This window comes from Treponema sp. OMZ 840 (assembly GCF_050937815.1).
Taxonomy (GTDB): Bacteria; Spirochaetota; Spirochaetia; order Treponematales; family Treponemataceae; genus Treponema_C.
The window spans coordinates 40,189-56,742 of sequence record NZ_JACDIJ010000007.1 but is presented as its reverse complement, the minus strand read 5'-3'; the positions used below and the strand labels follow the sequence as shown (position 1 = coordinate 56,742).

General features: G+C 44.2%; 17 protein-coding genes. 3 read left to right on the top strand and 14 right to left on the bottom strand.

What is annotated here, in order from left to right; genetic code table 11:
- Positions 1-102: 102 nt before the first annotated feature.
- Positions 103-2,127, top strand: a complete 2,025-nt coding sequence (locus H0R92_RS09755; RefSeq protein WP_432963902.1) for a formylglycine-generating enzyme family protein — start codon at positions 103-105, stop codon at positions 2,125-2,127.
- A gap of 83 nt (positions 2,128-2,210) precedes the next feature.
- On the opposite strand, the gene H0R92_RS09750 is transcribed toward H0R92_RS09755, so the two are convergent.
- From H0R92_RS09750 to H0R92_RS09725, 6 genes are all read right to left on the bottom strand, one after another.
- Positions 2,211-3,251 (bottom strand): DUF2804 domain-containing protein, encoded by a 1,041-nt coding sequence (locus H0R92_RS09750; protein ID WP_432963899.1) that lies wholly within the window; start codon positions 3,249-3,251, stop codon positions 2,211-2,213.
- 27 nt (positions 3,252-3,278) lie between these two features.
- Complete coding sequence (locus tag H0R92_RS09745; protein ID WP_432963896.1) at positions 3,279-3,731, bottom strand: peroxiredoxin; 453 nt, start codon at positions 3,729-3,731, stop codon at positions 3,279-3,281.
- Positions 3,732-3,740: 9 nt separating this feature from the next.
- On the bottom strand, positions 3,741-4,631 hold the full coding sequence (locus tag H0R92_RS09740) for a mechanosensitive ion channel family protein (RefSeq protein WP_432963893.1): 891 nt from the start codon (positions 4,629-4,631) through the stop codon (positions 3,741-3,743).
- 95 nt (positions 4,632-4,726) lie between these two features.
- Complete coding sequence (locus tag H0R92_RS09735) at positions 4,727-5,143, bottom strand: DUF2871 domain-containing protein (protein WP_432963890.1); 417 nt, start codon at positions 5,141-5,143, stop codon at positions 4,727-4,729.
- Positions 5,144-5,191: 48 nt separating this feature from the next.
- Positions 5,192-5,881 (bottom strand): hypothetical protein, encoded by a 690-nt coding sequence (locus H0R92_RS09730; protein WP_432963887.1) that lies wholly within the window; start codon positions 5,879-5,881, stop codon positions 5,192-5,194.
- A gap of 83 nt (positions 5,882-5,964) precedes the next feature.
- Positions 5,965-6,531, bottom strand: coding sequence for a TetR/AcrR family transcriptional regulator (locus H0R92_RS09725; RefSeq protein ID WP_432963884.1), 567 nt, complete (start codon positions 6,529-6,531; stop codon positions 5,965-5,967).
- A gap of 153 nt (positions 6,532-6,684) precedes the next feature.
- Here H0R92_RS09725 and rpmB point away from each other — a divergent pair, with 153 nt between their 5' ends.
- Positions 6,685-6,876 (top strand): 50S ribosomal protein L28, encoded by a 192-nt coding sequence (gene rpmB, locus H0R92_RS09720; RefSeq protein WP_432963881.1) that lies wholly within the window; start codon positions 6,685-6,687, stop codon positions 6,874-6,876.
- A 99-nt stretch (positions 6,877-6,975) separates the two neighbouring features.
- Here the strand turns inward: rpmB and H0R92_RS09715 are convergent, their stop codons facing one another.
- Positions 6,976-7,446, bottom strand: coding sequence for a Fur family transcriptional regulator (locus H0R92_RS09715; RefSeq protein ID WP_432963878.1), 471 nt, complete (start codon positions 7,444-7,446; stop codon positions 6,976-6,978).
- A gap of 225 nt (positions 7,447-7,671) precedes the next feature.
- On the opposite strand from H0R92_RS09715, the gene H0R92_RS09710 reads away from it, so the two are divergent.
- Positions 7,672-8,928: an OmpA family protein gene (locus H0R92_RS09710; RefSeq protein WP_432963875.1), complete on the top strand. Its 1,257-nt coding sequence runs from the start codon at positions 7,672-7,674 to the stop codon at positions 8,926-8,928.
- On the opposite strand, the gene H0R92_RS09705 is transcribed toward H0R92_RS09710, so the two are convergent.
- The 7 genes from H0R92_RS09705 to H0R92_RS09675 all read right to left on the bottom strand — a co-directional run bounded on the left by H0R92_RS09705 (position 8,912) and on the right by H0R92_RS09675 (position 16,542).
- Positions 8,912-9,751 (bottom strand): MBL fold metallo-hydrolase, encoded by an 840-nt coding sequence (locus H0R92_RS09705; protein ID WP_432963872.1) that lies wholly within the window; start codon positions 9,749-9,751, stop codon positions 8,912-8,914. The two genes, H0R92_RS09710 and H0R92_RS09705, sit on opposite strands and share 17 nt — an antisense overlap.
- Positions 9,752-9,778: 27 nt before the next feature.
- The gene (locus tag H0R92_RS09700) at positions 9,779-10,285 is read right to left on the bottom strand and encodes a deoxycytidylate deaminase (protein WP_432963869.1); all 507 of its coding nucleotides are present in this window, start codon (positions 10,283-10,285) and stop codon (positions 9,779-9,781) included.
- 39 nt (positions 10,286-10,324) lie between these two features.
- Positions 10,325-12,313 (bottom strand): excinuclease ABC subunit UvrB, encoded by a 1,989-nt coding sequence (gene uvrB / locus H0R92_RS09695; RefSeq protein WP_432963866.1) that lies wholly within the window; start codon positions 12,311-12,313, stop codon positions 10,325-10,327.
- The gene (locus tag H0R92_RS09690; RefSeq protein ID WP_432963863.1) at positions 12,313-13,587 is read right to left on the bottom strand and encodes a S1C family serine protease; all 1,275 of its coding nucleotides are present in this window, start codon (positions 13,585-13,587) and stop codon (positions 12,313-12,315) included. Before H0R92_RS09690 ends, uvrB begins: the two co-directional genes overlap by 1 nt.
- A gap of 101 nt (positions 13,588-13,688) precedes the next feature.
- Complete coding sequence (locus tag H0R92_RS09685; protein WP_432963860.1) at positions 13,689-14,156, bottom strand: arginine repressor; 468 nt, start codon at positions 14,154-14,156, stop codon at positions 13,689-13,691.
- A 66-nt stretch (positions 14,157-14,222) separates the two neighbouring features.
- Positions 14,223-15,020: an MBL fold metallo-hydrolase gene (locus H0R92_RS09680; protein WP_432963857.1), complete on the bottom strand. Its 798-nt coding sequence runs from the start codon at positions 15,018-15,020 to the stop codon at positions 14,223-14,225.
- 1 nt (position 15,021) lies between these two features.
- Positions 15,022-16,542 (bottom strand): tripartite tricarboxylate transporter permease, encoded by a 1,521-nt coding sequence (locus tag H0R92_RS09675; RefSeq protein ID WP_432963854.1) that lies wholly within the window; start codon positions 16,540-16,542, stop codon positions 15,022-15,024.
- Positions 16,543-16,554: the final 12 nt, after the last annotated feature.

The window sequence follows — 16,554 nt, the reverse complement described above, 5'->3', positions numbered from 1 at the left end:
ATCCCCCAAAAAAATATCCGGTATGCAAAAAATTATATATTGCATGGAATTTATTTTCAAATCATAGTATATTTTATATAGTGTTCACATACGGAGGTTAAAATGAAAAAACAGCATAAAACAAGAGGTTTGTTTTTACTGTGCGCAAGCATTTTGCTGATTTTATGCGCTTGTGAAAACGAATCTCATAAAAACAATAAGCTGCCTCAGAAGGTGAAACGAATTAAAATCACCGTGCAGGCCGATACCGGTGTACGCCTAAAAGAAGGCGATACCTTTTTTTATGCCGAAAAGGGTAAAAAATGGTCCGAGATAAGACTTACAGCCGAAGCCAAAATAGAAGGCTATACGGATAGCCGCGAATTTTCCAAATGGACACTTACGGATAAGGACGGGCGTTCTTTAAATGACGTTCACGTATTTGACAGCGATACAATTGTTTTTGTAAACTCAAAGCCGAAGGCTTCCGTACAGGAGCCGGAAACTCCCCCTCAAACGGGACAGCCGCCCGTTCAACAGGATCCGCCTTCTCCGCCTCCTTCTTCTCCGCCTCCTTCCTCTCCGCCTTCAGGCGAATCTCCCGGACCCGAAAACCCTCCTTCCCCGCCGCCCGCACCTCAGCCGGCTACCGTTTTAATACGTGTTGAAGCGGCCGATGCAAACGTTATATTTAAGGACGGCGATAAAACCTTTAAAATTGAAAAGGGTAAAACGTGGCAAGATATTAAAGAAACCGCCGAATCTTTTGTAATCGGTTATAAGACCGATTATGCGCATTCCAAATGGACAATCAAAGGCAGGTCCACACAGATTGACACAGATTTCCCGTTCCGTAAAGATTTGACGGTTGTCGTACATTCCAAATCGGAAAAGATAAACGTTACAGTACAAGCCGGCGACGAACATGTAAAAATAAAGGCCGAAAGTCATATCGTGTGTAAAGCCGGTACGAAATGGAAGGATATACAAAATAAAGTAAAAGAAAAAATAGAAAATTACGATACGGGCTTTGTTTTTTCTTATTGGGAAAGAGAAAAAAACAAAAGCTTTGTTATAATTTCGCCTGAAGAAAATTTTACTATTGATGAAAATACCCGTATCCGTGTGTTTTCAAAACCCGTTCCCGCTTTTATTGCGGTTACCCTTAACCCGGGCGATAATTATATTGAAGGCCGCGACCCCGATTACGATATGCCGTCTTTTCAAGGCACTGCACGTACGCAAAAAGACTGGAATGGCGTTTTTGTTGCCGGGCGAAAGGTAAAATTGAGTCCGTATAAAATCGGCACTTATGAGGTAAGCTATAAAATATGGCGCGACGTATATGAGTGGGCTATAGAAAACGGGTATACTTTTGCCGCAAACGGTATCGGTTTAAAAGGTTCTTCCGGATCGGGAAGCGAAAACGAACCGGTTACCTTTGTCAGCTGGAATAATTGTATCGTTTGGTGTAATGCATATACCGAAATGACGTACGCAAATACCGCCCAATGTGTATACCGCAAAACCGAAGGCGGTGAAATTTTGAAAAATGCCAAAAACGAAGAAGAATGCGACACTTCCTATTTCGACCGCACAAAAAAAGGGTTCCGTTTGCCGACTGAGGCGGAATGGGAATTTGCCGCGCGGTTTCGAAGCTCTTTTTCCGAAAATGCCGACCGATACGGCAGTGTTTGGTTTACAAAACTTAATTCGGCAAGCGGCGCGGAGCTTCCGATAGGCTTTAAAGGACTTTCTCTCGGTGCCGGAAGAACTTGGGAACAGCTGCGCACGGAAACCGATCGCGTTGCCGTCTATGATGTATGGTATAACGGCGGAACCCGCGATATTGAAAAAAATCCTCCGGTAAGAAGTACTGCCGTTGTCGGAAGTAAGGCGGCAAATCAAGCTGGTGTTTTCGATATGAGCGGCAATGTGTGGGAGTGGTGCCAAGACAAATATGCCGAAGACGTCGGTACGGGAGAAGTTGAAAATCCTTTCGGCCCCTTAGTCGGTATAAAACGGATATGGCGCGGCGGTTCTTATACAAATAAAACGGCAAGCGCATGTTCGGTCGGCCGAAGAGAAGCCGACGAGCCGACCTATGCCGAAGATGTTTTAGGTTTTAGACTTGTCCGCACGGAATAAAACCGCTGAAAGAAAATAAAACCTGTTAAAAATTTAAAGCGGAAATGTACTTTAAAAAGGAATTTCCGCTTTTTATTTTATGGTTACCATTTATTGTAGACGTCTTCGGCAAAGGCGGGAAAATGTTCTATACGTATCGTTTTTCCGTCGTCGAGTACCGCAGTACCCGTAAAAAAGCCGAATACTTGATGCTGTATGCTTTGAATAATACCCAAATTCGTAGCGGCGAACCGGTCCACCGCAGGTATAAACCGCATTTCAAAGCGCTTATCGGATGAAGAAAATGTCCACGGTTTAAGATAGTCGTTTTCGGGGATATGGAAAAAAACATTTTCCAGTTTATGGATTTTTCCGTCGTAAAAAATAACGTTTTCGCTTGCGGGCGTTCTGTCGGTAAAACCGTAGCCGAGATTAAAGCCGAAGCTTTTACCCTTAACCGAGCCGCTGCCGCTTGCCCAATACCAGCGGTTTTTTCTTGTCCAATTGCCTCGCCCCCAGTCGAGAACCGCCCATACCTCATCTTTACCGAGCCGAATATCGTCGTTTCCCAGTTTGAGCGAACCGCTTACACTCATACAATTGACTTTTTCGTTAAGATAAAAACAAGTGCGTTTTTCTTTCCATGAAGTTGCAATATTCATACTTTCAAGGCCGGGAGCTTGGTAAAGTTCAAGGTCTGCTTCTATACCTGTGTTTCCGCCGGGTAAGGATAGGTTCGGTACGCAAATGTGCAGGCGGCGCGTATTTCCCGTTTTGGAAAAAGAAAGGGACAGGCCTTTACCCGAAAACGAAACTTTATTGTCTTCGGTGGAACAGGCGCTTAAACCGGTTTTTCCGAAAGTAAAAAATTTCATTTCGTCTTTTTGTGCGAATGATTTTAATTTAAAATCGATAAACGAAACCGAAAATAAGGCGCCGAAACCCAAATCGGCTACGGTTGCATTAAGCGACCACAGTTCTTTTGTGTGCGTTATGCTGTAATAATCCCATTCTTTAATTTTAAGCGCCGAAGCTTTTACCTTTGAACGCTCGTATTTCCAAACGGGGCGGCGCGCCCATCCTTCTTCGATAATGTGTCCGTTATTATCCAAAAGATTTATGTCTTTTATCACTTCATGATTCACGGGCGCCTCCGCATTATTTACAATTATTTACAATTCGGCAAGCATTTGAGCGGGATTTTCGGGCGCGTCAACCTTTTCGAATGCTTTTGCGATTATTCCGTTTTCGTCAATCAAATAGGTGGTACGCACAATGCCCATGCTTTTTTTACCGTACATAATTTTTTCCTGCCATACGTCATATGCTTTGATAGCCTTTAATTCCGTATCGGCAAGCAGGGGAAAGGGCAGTTGAAAATCCGTTTCGAATTTTTTATGAGAGGCTGCGCTGTCTTTGCTTACACCGAGTATAATTGCATTTTTTTCGGTAAACTGCGGGTACAATTCGGCAAAACCGCATGCCTGTTTTGTACAGCCGGGCGTATTGTCTTTCGGGTAAAAATATAAAATAATTTTTTTCCCCGCATAATCTTTCAATGAATGTATCTTCCCGTTTTGATCTTCCAATTCAAAATCGGGAGCCTTAGTTCCTTCTTTAAGCATATTGCCTCCTTATGTATTCTTTTTGGCTTTTTTTGCCGCAGGTTTTATCCCGTAAAAATCCTCCGGGTAATCCTTTATATGTATATCCGTTTGCGGGAAAGGAATCTCTATACCTTCTTTGTTCAACCGTTCGGCGACATCTATAAAAATCGAATTGCGTAAATTACCGAAATCTTCAATTGTAGTCCATGTAAGCAGGGTAAAATTGATTCCTGCGGCGGCAAATGCCGTCCACAAAATAGAAGGCGCAGGGTCTTCAACGCAAAATTGATTTTTTTTCGCCGTGTCTAAAAGAATCTTTTCCAGCTTCCGTAAATCGGTGCCGTAGGGAACCGATAATTCGGTTTTTACCCGCCGGAAGGGAAAATGGGAATAGTTTATGAGATTTGCTTTAATAATCGTTTCGTTCGGTACGCGTACATATTGGCTGTCGAATGTTTTTAAAACAACCGAAAGCAAATTGATTGCCTGTACGGTACCGATTGTACCGGCAATTTCGATAATATCTCCTATTTTAAAAGCACGTTCGGTTATGACAAAGAGTCCTGAAATTACATTTGAAATCGACGTTTGCGCGGCAAAACCGATGGCAATACCTGCAATTCCCGCTGCCCCCAATATAGCGCTTATATTGATGCCTAAGCGGTGAAAAATCGTTAAAACAATAATTGTAAATGCACTGTAGTGAATCACTTTATTGATAATATGCTGGGTTTGCAAAGAGCATTTATGCATAACGAATTTTTTTACAAAAATGCTGAGTACTTTAAAGAAAATATAAATGAGCGCCAAGGTGAGTAAAAATTGTGCCAATTTCCATAATTTTTCGGCGCTTAAATCGGCATTCCACCCCGTTATCGATGTAAGAAAGTTTTCAGCTGAAGTTGTTATCTTATTCATAGTATGGAGTGTAACACAGCTTTAAAAAAAAGAAAATAGGGATTAAGTACCGGCAGCAAAAAAGGACTGCCGGTACGCCGGTACGTTTTTCTTTTTTATTTTTCGCTGTACGCTTTTTTTAAAGAAAGTAAAAATAAAATTAAGCCGGTACCCGTTAAAATGTGTCCTATTCCGGCGATTCCCGATACGGAAGCATCAAGGGCTTTTGAAAGCGTTATATCCAATACTTGGGGAATGCCGCGTACAATCATCATAATTGCCGTAAGGGGAACTCCGATATTATAGATTTTTAAAAATACACGGAAACTTTTGAATCCGCTCAAATCTTTGTGAGCGCTGAAAAGGGCGGCAAATAAAAAAATGACCGTACCCAAAAGAAAGAGGTGCGGGTGAACCTTCCCTAAAGCGGTTGTGCCTGAAAATCCGTTCCATTTGGTAAATTCGCGGTAAAAAACGCCGCCCGCCAAAGCTGCTATTGCGTATATAAAAGCCGTATTAAGATATTTTTTCATTTTTTCTCCTTAAATAATTCGGATATGGTTTTCAATTTACGGGCGGTTTTATGCATTAATTGATTTTGCATAGCCGACATCGTTATTTTTCACTGCTTGAAAACCGATAACAACCGTCCATACATAGGCACAGGTTTTGGGAATCATTAAAATACCTACCAGCGGTATTGCGTCCGAAAACAAAACAACGGGAATATAAAAACCGAAACTCAACACTATTGTAAGCCATAACCGGCGGAATGTGCCGTCTTTTTTTTCTTTTGCGCTTTTATAAAATAAAACAATAATGATAATGCCCATCACGGTAAAAGGTATATTGCGGTATATTGCCCATGAAAGCGGCGCGTCCGGACTTGTCCATGCGTTTTGCGGCATAAAGCAAAGGCCGATACGCAATACGGCAAGTATATACATAAATGCCGTAAGGTTCTTTTTTTCAAAAACACCGTAGCGTTCCTGCCATACATGATAGAGTAAAACATAAAAAATCGTCATCGTTATTGAAGTTATCCATTTCCCGATACCGAGGGATACCGCATGATTTTCAAGCCCCGTCGTTAAAAGGGCAATGGAGCGCGGTATGAGGTGAAAAGCATCTCCAAACCCTAAGCCGACGGCCATAAGACCGTAAAGTAAAAATTGCTTTTGTCCCTTGCTTTTTTTGATCATTATAATGCCGAGCGTAATAACCGTCGGTAAATACGTAAAATCAAAAACCGTTTCCATAATTGCCTGCATAAGTACTCCTTATTGACTGTTTTCAAAATGAACTTTGTTCATTTTGGTTTTATAAAAACCGCTTCAAAGCGGATTTTCACCGTTTAGGAATATATAATTTTTTTTATAATTTCAATTAACACTGAAGATGAATTTTTTTGTAAAATAAGCAAAGATATAAAGTTGGTTAATATAAAATCCGTAAAATTTTCTTCGGTAAAAGCCGGCGAAAAGACATTTTTTTTGATTTTCATATCGGCTTTTAAGATTATCAACATTTCCTCTTTTATGAGTGAAAAATAGTTTTTCATTTTTTCGCGTGCTTTTTCCCGTGTTTTTCCGACAAAGCGTATCGAATGAGCGGTAAAAAAATTGGGATAGGTAAGAGCTCCTTTTTTTATTTTTTCGAAAATCAATTCGATATATTCGGTAAAAGCGATACCCGGTTTGCAGTCATGCCGTACGCTGAAAATATTTTGCCACACACTTTCGACCGTTTCCATAATCAATTCTTCTTTGGATGAAAAATAATTATATACGGAACCCAGTGCAATGTTACATTGTTTGGCCACGCTTCGCATATTAAGCGCCGGCAAACCTTTTTCCGAAACGAGTTTTCTGCACGAGTCCAAAATATCTTCTTTTGAAATAACCGGCGTATTAATATGCATCTCCTATAATGAACAATGTTCATTATACTGTGTTTACGTTTTTTGTCAAGAGAGCGGTGAATATTTTTTATAATATTGACTTTATTTTTTTCTTTCGCTATAATATATTTTCACAGCTTATAATTTGAAGTGTTTTGAAAATAGGTGGTTTTTATGTCAAGAAGATGTGATATTTGCGGTAAGGGTCCTATGAGCGGCAACAAAGTGAGTAAAGCATACAACCATGTACGCCGTACATGGAAGCCCAATATTGTGGAAGTTAAAACCGAAATCGACGGTACAACCATGACGTTGAAGTTATGCACACGCTGTTTAAGGAGCGGATATATTACAAAAAAAGTGTAATGTATTCGTTTGTACAAAAGGGCTTTCTAAAAACCGGAGTTTTTAGAAAGCCCTTTTTTATAAAATCGAATTTGTAAAAATCAAAACCGTAAAACCGAATTAAGATTCGGAACAATGTGCGCAAATTCCCCATATATTCATTTCCGTTTTTTGCGGAGTGAATTTGTCGGGAAGAGCGTTTAATGCTTCTTGCTTTATCCGTTCTGCTTTATCTGAAAATATATCAAAAACGTTTCCGCATTCAGTGCATTTAAAATGCCAATGTTCGCCGGTTTCGGCATCGTAGCGCAATTCGTCGTTTTCGATTGCAATGCTTTGTACCAAATGTTTTTGTTCGAGTAATTTAAGCGTATTATATACGGTTGTTTTGGACAGGGTCGGTATGGACGGCGATAATGCAAGATAAAGGGCGTCAGCCGTCGGATGTACGGGATTATCTTTTAAATATTGATAGACGGCAAGTCTTTGAATCGAAGGTCGGATTCCGTGTGTATGTAAAAACTCGGCAGTGTTTGCGATCTGTACGGTTTTATCCGTTTTATGCGTGCTTGCATACCCTGGAGTGTTCATAATATCCTCTTTTATAAATTGTATTTATTTCAAATATGATATTAACGGAAGAATACAATCTTGTCAACCTGTGAACCGAAAGCTTACTGCTGCCGTAATGGTACGATTTTCGGCTGACGAAGCATAAATACAAAGCAGCTTTTTTCGGCGCGCATTTATACCGATATGTATAACATGAAACTTCGACCGAATATACTGTATTATCTATGCTGTTTTTTCGTTTTTATGTGCGCCGCTTCTCTGTGTGCTCAAACAAAGCTTGAATACCGCAAAGCCGGTTCCTATTGGATGGTCGAACGCTCCGATTTACGCCGCTACGACAACGGAAAGTATACGGGATTGACAAGCCGCGAAGTACGCTCCTTTGTCTATCCTTCCGATTCGGGTATTGAAGATATAGATACCGAAGAGCTCGGTATCACGGGAGCTTTTACGCTTTTTGAAGGCGGTTTTTATGTGGGCGAAAAAACGATGTCGAATCTTAAAGAAACGGCCCTCTCTTTGGATACCTCCGTTCCCGCCCGTTTTGCCCTTTCTTCCGACGGCCGTCTGACTCCGATAGAAGACAGGGGCTTTCCGACATTCAGAAGTTTCCCCGCCTTTCCGTCCGAGGCGGTACAGCCGGGCGATACATGGACCTCCGATGCCGTCCGTGCCGTTGACCCTTTGAATAAAGGAATCTATACGCGCATGCCTATAAAGGTTTTATACACGTTTCAAGGCGAAGAGCTTTACAAGGGCAGGGAAACCTACCGTATTCAAGCTTCTTGGGCTACCCGCTACGGTATGTCATATATCGATAGTAACGGAGATGCGGATTTAATCTTTGCCGCCGGTTCTCACACTGCCGATATGTACGTACTTAAAGAAACCGGTCAAGTCTTTGTTATTGCGGACAGGGTTGAAGAAGAGTTCCGCTATAAAGACGGAAACCGCGTACAATTTAAAGGAAGCATTTTGCTTTTTACGGATTTTCCGAGTGCGGTGGAAAAAAAAGATGTGCTGCCACTTTTGGAAAACCTTGCCGGAAACGCTTCGACGGCTTCCGCCTCCGATTCCGTGGAGTCCGCCGGTACGCTTTCCGCCGATATTCAGCTTGACGGCAGCAGCTCCGATACGGTATTTGAACAAACGCCTGCGGGCTTGCGGCTTTCGCTGCGGAATATAGGTTTTTTGCCCGACAGTACGGATTTTAGAGCCGAAGAAAAGGAACGGCTCGACCGCATTGCCGAAGTTTTAAAGCAAGTACCCGACGCAAAACTTTTAATAGAAGGACACGCCGCTTCAACCGGCCGTGCGGAAGGCGAAAAAAAACTTTCGGCCGAGCGTGCTCAGCGCATTGCCGACGAATTGGCAAAGCGCGGCATTAAGAGGGAAAGCTGTATTACGAAGGGGCACGGTTCACAGCGGCCGATTGCGTCTAACGAAACCGAAGAGGGCAAAAGACAAAACCGCCGTGTTGAAATTACGATTTTAGAATAAGGCCGTCATAAGCGGGTTCTATATTCAAACTGCCGCCCGTATGAGAGGCTAAAAAGGCTTTGATTTGGCTGTGAGAAAAATCGTGGCATATATGGGTAAAAAAGCTGCGCTTTGCCCCTATTTTTTGCACGTAGGCTATGCTTTCGTCAAAGCTTAAATGCGTACTGTGCGGCCGCTCGCGCAGTGCATCGATAACAAGGATGTCCGCACCGCGCACAAGCTCTATCGATTGTTCGCTTATAAAACTACAGTCGGTCAAATAGGCAAGCGAACACGTTTTATCGGCAGAATCCTTTTCCGAAATTTTCCAGCCGTATACTTCCAAATGTCCGTGCAAAAGCGGTACGGGGATAATTTCAAATTCCCCGATACAAAGCGGGTTCTCGGTGCCGAAAATCGAGGCGTCAATCAATTCAAGATGGGGCTTTCCGCCTCCTTCTTTTACGGGTGAAAAAATATAGTCGAACCGTACTTGTATATCGTTCAGGGTTGGGGCATTCGAATAAATGTGCAGGGGCTTTTCGGTTGTTTCGCCGAGGCGGTTTTTGTGGGAAAAAATGCGCAAATCGTCGATACCGTGCAAGTGGTCGGCATGGCTGTGGGTATACAATACCGCGTCAACCTTGTTCAGTTGTGCGCGCAAAGCTTGGCTTCGGAAGTCCGGCCCCGTATCGATTACGATAGAGGTTCCGTTTTTTCCTTTAACAAAAATGCTTGAGCGCGTGCGCTTATCTTCGGCAGCTTCGGATGTACATACGGGGCAGGTGCAGCCGATCACGGGGATACCGTGGCTTGTTCCCGTTCCCGCAAAAAAAATCTTCATAACTTTCAGCGAATCCCTATTGCAGCCTTACTGGTTGTCGTATTTTTCGACGCTTTCATCAACATATTCAAGGACGATGCCGGCGGTTTTAAACATAGCTTCGCTCTCCGCACCGGCGTGATATTTTTTTTCGCATACGATACGTTTTATGCCGCAGTTTATAAGCATCATGGCACAGGTGCGGCAGGGGGTCATTTTGCAGTACACGGTTGCCCCGTCGATTGCAACGCCGCGGCGGGCGGCTTGGCAAATTGCGTTTTGCTCGGCATGGACGGTGCGTACACAGTGCATCGTAACCGAACCGTCGTCGTGGAGCATCTTTTTTAAGTCGTGGCCTACATCATCGCAGTGAGGCAGTCCCGAAGGAGAGCCTACATAGCCTGTTGCTAAAATCTGACAATCCTTTGCGATAACGCAGCCCGATTTTCCGCGGTCGCAGGTTGCACGTTTGGCAATAGCGCGGCATACTTCCATAAAATATTCGTCCCAGCCGGGGCGTTCATTTTTTTTGTGTTCCGTTGTTTGTTCAGCCATGGTTGCAACAAACCTCCTTACTCCAATAACTTGACGCCGTCAAGCAAACTGACGCCTTATTTCTTCCATTTCATCGCGTATCGCCGCGGCTTCTTCAAATTCCAAGCGCTCGGCGTGTTCGAGCATTTGTTTTTCCATAGCTTTTAAAAGCTTTTTGCGCTGGCCGGGAATAAACATATTTGTCGCGGCTTTGATAACGGACAGTTCCGTACCGATAATTTCTTTTTTTTCTTCGCTGCGGCGCACCAAAATGTCGCCTACAGCCTTTGCAACAGTGGTCGGCGTTATACCGTGTTCCTTATTGTATGCTTCCTGAATCGAGCGCCGGCGTTTTGTTTCATCGATTGCCTCTTTCATCGCATCGCTGAGGCGGTCGGCATACATGACAACCGTACCGCTGCTGTTGCGCGCCGCCCGTCCGATAATTTGCACCAAACTTGTAGCCGAGCGTAAAAAGCCGATTTTATCCGCATCCAAAATCGCAATAAACGAAACTTCCGGTAAGTCGATTCCTTCCCTTAATAAATTGATGCCGACCAAAACGTCGAATTCTCCCGCGCGCAAACCCTTTAATATTTCCACCCTTTCAATCGTTTCGACTTCAGAGTGAATGTATTTTACCTTTAGGTGCAGTTCGTCTAAATATTCGGTTAAGTCTTCGGCCATTTTTTTTGTAAGGGTCAAAATGAGCGAGCGCTCGTTTTGTGCAATGCGCCGTTTTACTTCTTTGTAAATATCCTGCATTTGCCCCTCGCTCGGCCGTACTTCGACAATCGGGTCCAAAAGACCGGTGGGGCGTATAATTTGCTCTACAACGCGGCTGCTTCTTTTTATTTCTTCTTCGCGCGGGGTTGCCGACACAAAGAGGGTTTGATTCAGTTTTTTTTCGAATTCGGCGAATTTAAGGGGGCGGTTATCCAACGCGCTCGGAAGCCGAAAGCCGAAATTGATAAGGTTTGTTTTGCGGCTGCGATCTCCTTCGTACATTGCGCCGAGCTGCGAGAGGGTAACGTGGGATTCGTCTATCATACATAAAAAATCGTCGGGGAAATAATGCAGCAAGGTTGCAGGAGGCTGACCGCGTGCGCGCCCGGTAATGGGTCCCGAATAATTTTCGATTCCGGGGCAATAGCCCATTTCGGCAAGCATTTCAAGGTCGTAAATTGTGCGCGTTTTTAAACGCTCGGCTTCAAGATTTTTCCCCTGAGAAAGTAAAAACTCAACCTGTTCTTCCAATTCCGCCTTTATGCGGTCTTGGGCGGCTACAAGCATTTCAGGCGGTACGATAAAGTGTTTGGCGGGGTACAGCATAAGCTCGTCCATATCTTCGCGGATTTCGCCGCTTATCGGGTCGAAGCGTTTTATTTTTACCACTTCTTCCCAGTCAAGTTCTATGCGGTAGGCTTCGTGCATATAGGCAGGGAAAATTTCCAGCACGTCGCCCCGTATGCGGAAATTGCCGCGCTCGAATACGGCGTCGTTCCGTTCGTACTGCAATGATACGAGTTTTTGCGCAAACTTATCGGGGGCTAAAGCTTCACCCTTTTCGATATGAATGCTCATATCGCGGTAGATTTCCGGCATTCCCAAACCGTAAATACATGAAACGGTTGCCACGACGATAACGTCGCGCCTTTCGACAAGGGAATACGTTGCGCTTAAGCGCAGGCGGTCTATTTCATCGTTTATCGAAGCGTCTTTTTCTATGTATAAATCGCGGGCCGGCACGTAGGCTTCCGGCTGGTAGTAATCGTAATAGGATACAAAGTATTCGACCGCATTGTTCGGAAAAAAGCTTTTAAACTCGCGGTACAGCTGGGCCGAAAGGGTTTTGTTATGGCTTATAATCAGGGTGGGGCGCTGTATGCGCTCGATGATTTTTGCCATCGTAAAGGTTTTACCCGAACCGGTAACCCCTTTGAGGGTTTGAAAACGCTCCCCGTTTAAAAAGCCCTGTGCAAGCGCTTCTATTGCCTGCGGCTGGTCGCCTGAGGGGTCAAAGGGGGATTCAACCTTAAAGGGGCGCACTATTCGGCCTCGCTCAGTTTAACCGTTATGCGCTCGCTTTTTTTTCCGCGCTGAACGGTCAGCGTTACCGTATCGCCGGGTTTTTTGCTTTCCAAAAGCGAATAATAATCGGCATAACCGCGCACCGCAGTACCGTCTATGGCGGTGATAACATCTCCTCCCAGATAAATGATAACGCGGTTTCTGCTTGAACCGTAGCGCACCGCTTCCGTGCCTGCACGAAGGCCTGCGCGTTCGGCCGTACCGCCGCGCGTCAATTCGGATATTAAAAGGCCCGAAGAAACCGAAAGGTTTGCGTAAGAAGCGATAGAGGGGGTAAGCTGTACGAGGCGGACACCCGGATCGAGAACGCCGCGGCGCACCTTCCCGTATTGAATCAAATCCGATACAACGCGCTTTGCCGTATTGACGGGAACCGCAAAACCTACGCCGGCGGAACTGCCCGATGTGGAATAAATCATCGTGTTTATGCCGATCATCTTTCCCTGCGTGTCCAAAAGCGGCCCGCCGGAATTACCCGGATTTATTGCCGTATCCGTTTGAATCATATCGCGTATAATGTTTCCCGATGAGGACTGGATGGGGCGTCCCAAGCCGGAAACGATACCGCTGGTCATTGTCCGCTCCAAACCGAAGGGGTTTCCGATGGCGATAACCTTTTGGCCTACTTTAAGCGAATCCGAATTACCGAAATCGATTGTCTTTAATTCGGTTCCGCGCGGCGGATCGAATTTTAAAACGGCAATATCGCTTGCACTGTCTTGGCCTACCACCCGTCCTTCGTATTGGGTGCCGTCGGAAAGCGATATGTAAATTTTATATGCGTTTTCTATAACGTGTACGTTTGTAACGACATAGCCGCGCTTGTCGATGATGGAGCCCGAACCGGAGCCGCCGTCTTGAGGAACGGGTTCCAAAAACCAGTTGACCGCGACAACCTGTGTGTTTATGTTTACAACCGCTTCGTTGCAATTTTCGTAGACAAAAATATTTTGCACTTCATCGCGGGTATATTGATTTTGCCGGTCGGCGGCACCGAGCGCGATGTTTTGTTCGGAGCTTTGAAGTACAAAGGAATTTTCGTCCTGTGAATATGAGGGGACTTGAACCCCCGTTTCCGTTTTTTCAGCGGCTTGAGGAGGGAGTTCTGCGGTATCGGCCGGTTTTGCCGTAAATTTATATACCGTTGAAAATATGAGGGCCGACAGTACCAAAGAAAAAACCGCCGTCAGTAAAGAAGCAAAAAAAATCTGCCGTTTTGTATACAATTTCATGGTTTAAATATAGTAAAAAAACGCAGGAATTTCCAGCACTTAAAAACTAAAAAATTAAAACCAAAAAAAGATTTTTAGGGCGGCATCCGCTGCTGCATTGTTCATTCGGAAAGTTCGGGAATCTTTTCTTTTAAGCTGTGCAAAAAATCTTTACCGCTTATGCCTTCGCTTAAGCATACGAAGATACAGTTGTCGCCTGCAATAGTGCCGAGCACGCCGTCTATATTAAAGCAATCCAAAGCTTCGGCAACCGTATTTGAATGTCCCGAATGGGTTTTTATAACTGCCATGTTTCCCGAACACTGAATCGATGTATAGCCGCGCAAAAAATCCCGCGCGTACAAGTGTTCGGGGCTTTGCGTTTCCGCTTCGCTCAGGGTGTACATATAGCCGCCGATTCCGTCGGCCACCTTGCCGACCTTTAAAAGCTTAAGGTCTCTGGAAAGGGTTGCCTGCGTAACCGTATAACCTTCTTTTTGCAAATGCACGAGCAATTCTTCCTGCGATTCGATACGGCGGTTTTTTATAAGAGTGCGTATATCTTCCAAGCGGGTTAAACGGTTTTTCACATTTTTTCTCCGAATTCGTATTGTCGGCAAGACGCACCTTTATATTGTATAAATATGCGGTTTTTGTCAAGGACGATTTTTTTCGGAAAAAAAGCTTTTATCCGGCAAGCGCCCCTTATATTGTGTAAAAAGTAAAGGAAGACTTGTATTCGGAAAAACGGCCGCCGCTTCCGTGAGCATATTTTGCTGAACTACAGGGGACAGCGGAAGATGACAAAGTATAAGTTGTTTTGCATTTGCTTTTAGGGCCGTTTGAGCCGCTTGTCGGGCGCTGCTGTGACCGGCAGCCGCTAAGCCGGTTTCATCCGATGCAAGACCTCCTGCTTCATGAATTAATAAATCGGCATTATACATTTGTGCCGGAATTGTGTCTAAAAAACCTGTGTCGGCCGTATAAGCGAGCCGAAAATCGGTATCGGTGCAGACAAGGCCGCAGGTAGGCACATTGTGATTTACACAAAAAAGGTGTACGAACATTTCGGATAATTGTATGGATTTATTGTCGCATATATCCCACCGGATGGGAAACATTCCTTTTTTTTGCAATAATCCGAATACATTGCATAGGGCTTGTGCGCATTCCAGTGTTTTTGTATTGCCTATAATGCGCAAGGGCTGTGAACGTTTTAAAAGCCAAAGATTATGAAGCAAAGACGGCAGTGCATACAGATGGTCTACATGGGAATGTGTTAATACTACTGCGCTGAGATTTATAGGATCATAGCCTGCTTTTCGGATTGATTGTGACGGTGCTCCGCTTACATCGACCAATATGAGATTATTATCCGCGTCTATAAGTAAAGAAGTGTTTCCTGAAATATCGCTTTGCAAGCTTCCGTTACTGCCGAGAAAAAAGACGGTCATATTAAATTTCGCTTTTTCGTTTGCGGATAATTATCGGAAAAACAACTGAAAAAACGGCAATTCCGATAAAGAGCAAACAAATCGGTTTGGTAAAAAATGTAAAATAATTTCCGCCGGCAAGTTTTACCGCACGGCGAAAATTTTCTTCAAACATACTGCCTAAAATCAACCCTAATACAATCGGTGCTATGGGAAAATCATTCCGTTTTAAAACATAGCCTATTAGACCCATCACAAGGGCTATCCCCATATTGTAAATACCGGCAGCTGTGGCTTGTCCGGCGATTGCATATGCCCCGATGAATGATAAAACCAATACTAAGGGCAGCAATAATTGTGAGGGAACTCCCAACACTTTCGGATACAGCCGGATTCCGATAAGTTGAAAAGCGGCCATAAAAATATTCGAAATAAAGAGCGTGGCAAAAATGGCATAAACCAGAGTCATGTTTTGTTGAAACAGTTGAAATCCGGGCGTTATACCTTTTATCATTAAAGCACCTATAAGAACCGCCGTTGCGGCGTCGCCCGGAATTCCCAATGCAAGGGCGGGAATAAGCGCCCCTCCGGTAACGGCATTATTTGCAACTTCAGGGGCAAATACACCTTCCAAACTGCCTGTTCCCAAAGGTTCAAGTTTGCCCTTGGATGCATCGCAGATGTCTTTTGCCGTATTTCTGGCTAAAAAAACGGCAACGGAAGCACCCGTGCCGGGTATCGCTCCGACAATGGTTCCGATACCGGTGGAAGAGAGGATTATTTTCCACATTTGAGCTAATTTTTTTAAGGGCGGAAAGACATTTTTTATTGAAACTTTTTGTACCCGTGTTTTTGTTTGATTGAGCTTATGCATTTCAAAAAATACTTGAGAAATTCCATAGAGGCCTATTAAAGTGGAAGTTAAATCCAAACCCTTTGCTAAGGGAGTGGTTGCCAAATGTGTAGAAAAAGGGATACGTAAGTGTCCGCTAAAGGGGTCCGTACCTAAAAAAGCCAGCGTCATGCCGAAAGCCCCCATTAATAACCCCTTTACAACATTATTTGCGGAAACCGAGGCGATAATCACTAAACCTACGAGAGCAAGGGTTGTTTTTTCTGCAGGACCGAAAGCAAGGGTTAATTTTGCGATTATCGGAGCAAATAACACAAGACAGAGCAAACTTCCCATTCCTCCGATAAAGGATGCTACAACCGCGCCGCCCAGGGCTTGATCCGCTTTTCCTTTTTTTGTCATAAGGATTCCGTCTTCAACGGTAGCGATTGCATTCGGGTTTCCCGGAATACCGAGTAATATGGCCGGAATTGAAGCACCGCTGACTGCGCCGCAATATACTGCGAGTAAAAGACCTATTCCTGTTGTGTTAGGTAAATGAAAACTGATCGGCATAATTAATGCAATCCCCATAGTTGCGGTTAAGCCGGGTAATGCTCCGAGTATAATACCTAAAATCGAACCGAAAGCCATCCAAAGCATGGTGGATAAATTTGTAACTTGAAGCAATCCTTGTATCAATGTATCCATAACAGTATTATC

Bases quoted from the DNA above. Each gene is read 5' to 3' on its own strand.
- H0R92_RS09755 (WP_432963902.1), top strand. From the start codon at position 103: ATGAAAAAACAGCATAAAACAAGAGGTTTGTTTTTACTGTGCGCAAGC.
- H0R92_RS09745 (WP_432963896.1), bottom strand. From the start codon at position 3,731: ATGCTTAAAGAAGGAACTAAGGCTCCCGATTTTGAATTGGAAGATCAA.
- H0R92_RS09740 (WP_432963893.1), bottom strand. From the start codon at position 4,631: ATGAATAAGATAACAACTTCAGCTGAAAACTTTCTTACATCGATAACG.
- H0R92_RS09735 (WP_432963890.1), bottom strand. From the start codon at position 5,143: ATGAAAAAATATCTTAATACGGCTTTTATATACGCAATAGCAGCTTTG.
- H0R92_RS09730 (WP_432963887.1), bottom strand. From the start codon at position 5,881: ATGCAGGCAATTATGGAAACGGTTTTTGATTTTACGTATTTACCGACG.
- H0R92_RS09725 (WP_432963884.1), bottom strand. From the start codon at position 6,531: ATGCATATTAATACGCCGGTTATTTCAAAAGAAGATATTTTGGACTCG.
- rpmB (WP_432963881.1), top strand. From the start codon at position 6,685: ATGTCAAGAAGATGTGATATTTGCGGTAAGGGTCCTATGAGCGGCAAC.
- H0R92_RS09715 (WP_432963878.1), bottom strand. From the start codon at position 7,446: ATGAACACTCCAGGGTATGCAAGCACGCATAAAACGGATAAAACCGTA.
- H0R92_RS09710 (WP_432963875.1), top strand. From the start codon at position 7,672: ATGTGCGCCGCTTCTCTGTGTGCTCAAACAAAGCTTGAATACCGCAAA.
- H0R92_RS09705 (WP_432963872.1), bottom strand. From the start codon at position 9,751: ATGAAGATTTTTTTTGCGGGAACGGGAACAAGCCACGGTATCCCCGTG.
- H0R92_RS09700 (WP_432963869.1), bottom strand. From the start codon at position 10,285: ATGGCTGAACAAACAACGGAACACAAAAAAAATGAACGCCCCGGCTGG.
- H0R92_RS09690 (WP_432963863.1), bottom strand. From the start codon at position 13,587: ATGAAATTGTATACAAAACGGCAGATTTTTTTTGCTTCTTTACTGACG.
- H0R92_RS09680 (WP_432963857.1), bottom strand. From the start codon at position 15,020: ATGACCGTCTTTTTTCTCGGCAGTAACGGAAGCTTGCAAAGCGATATT.
- H0R92_RS09675 (WP_432963854.1), bottom strand. From the start codon at position 16,542: ATGGATACATTGATACAAGGATTGCTTCAAGTTACAAATTTATCCACC.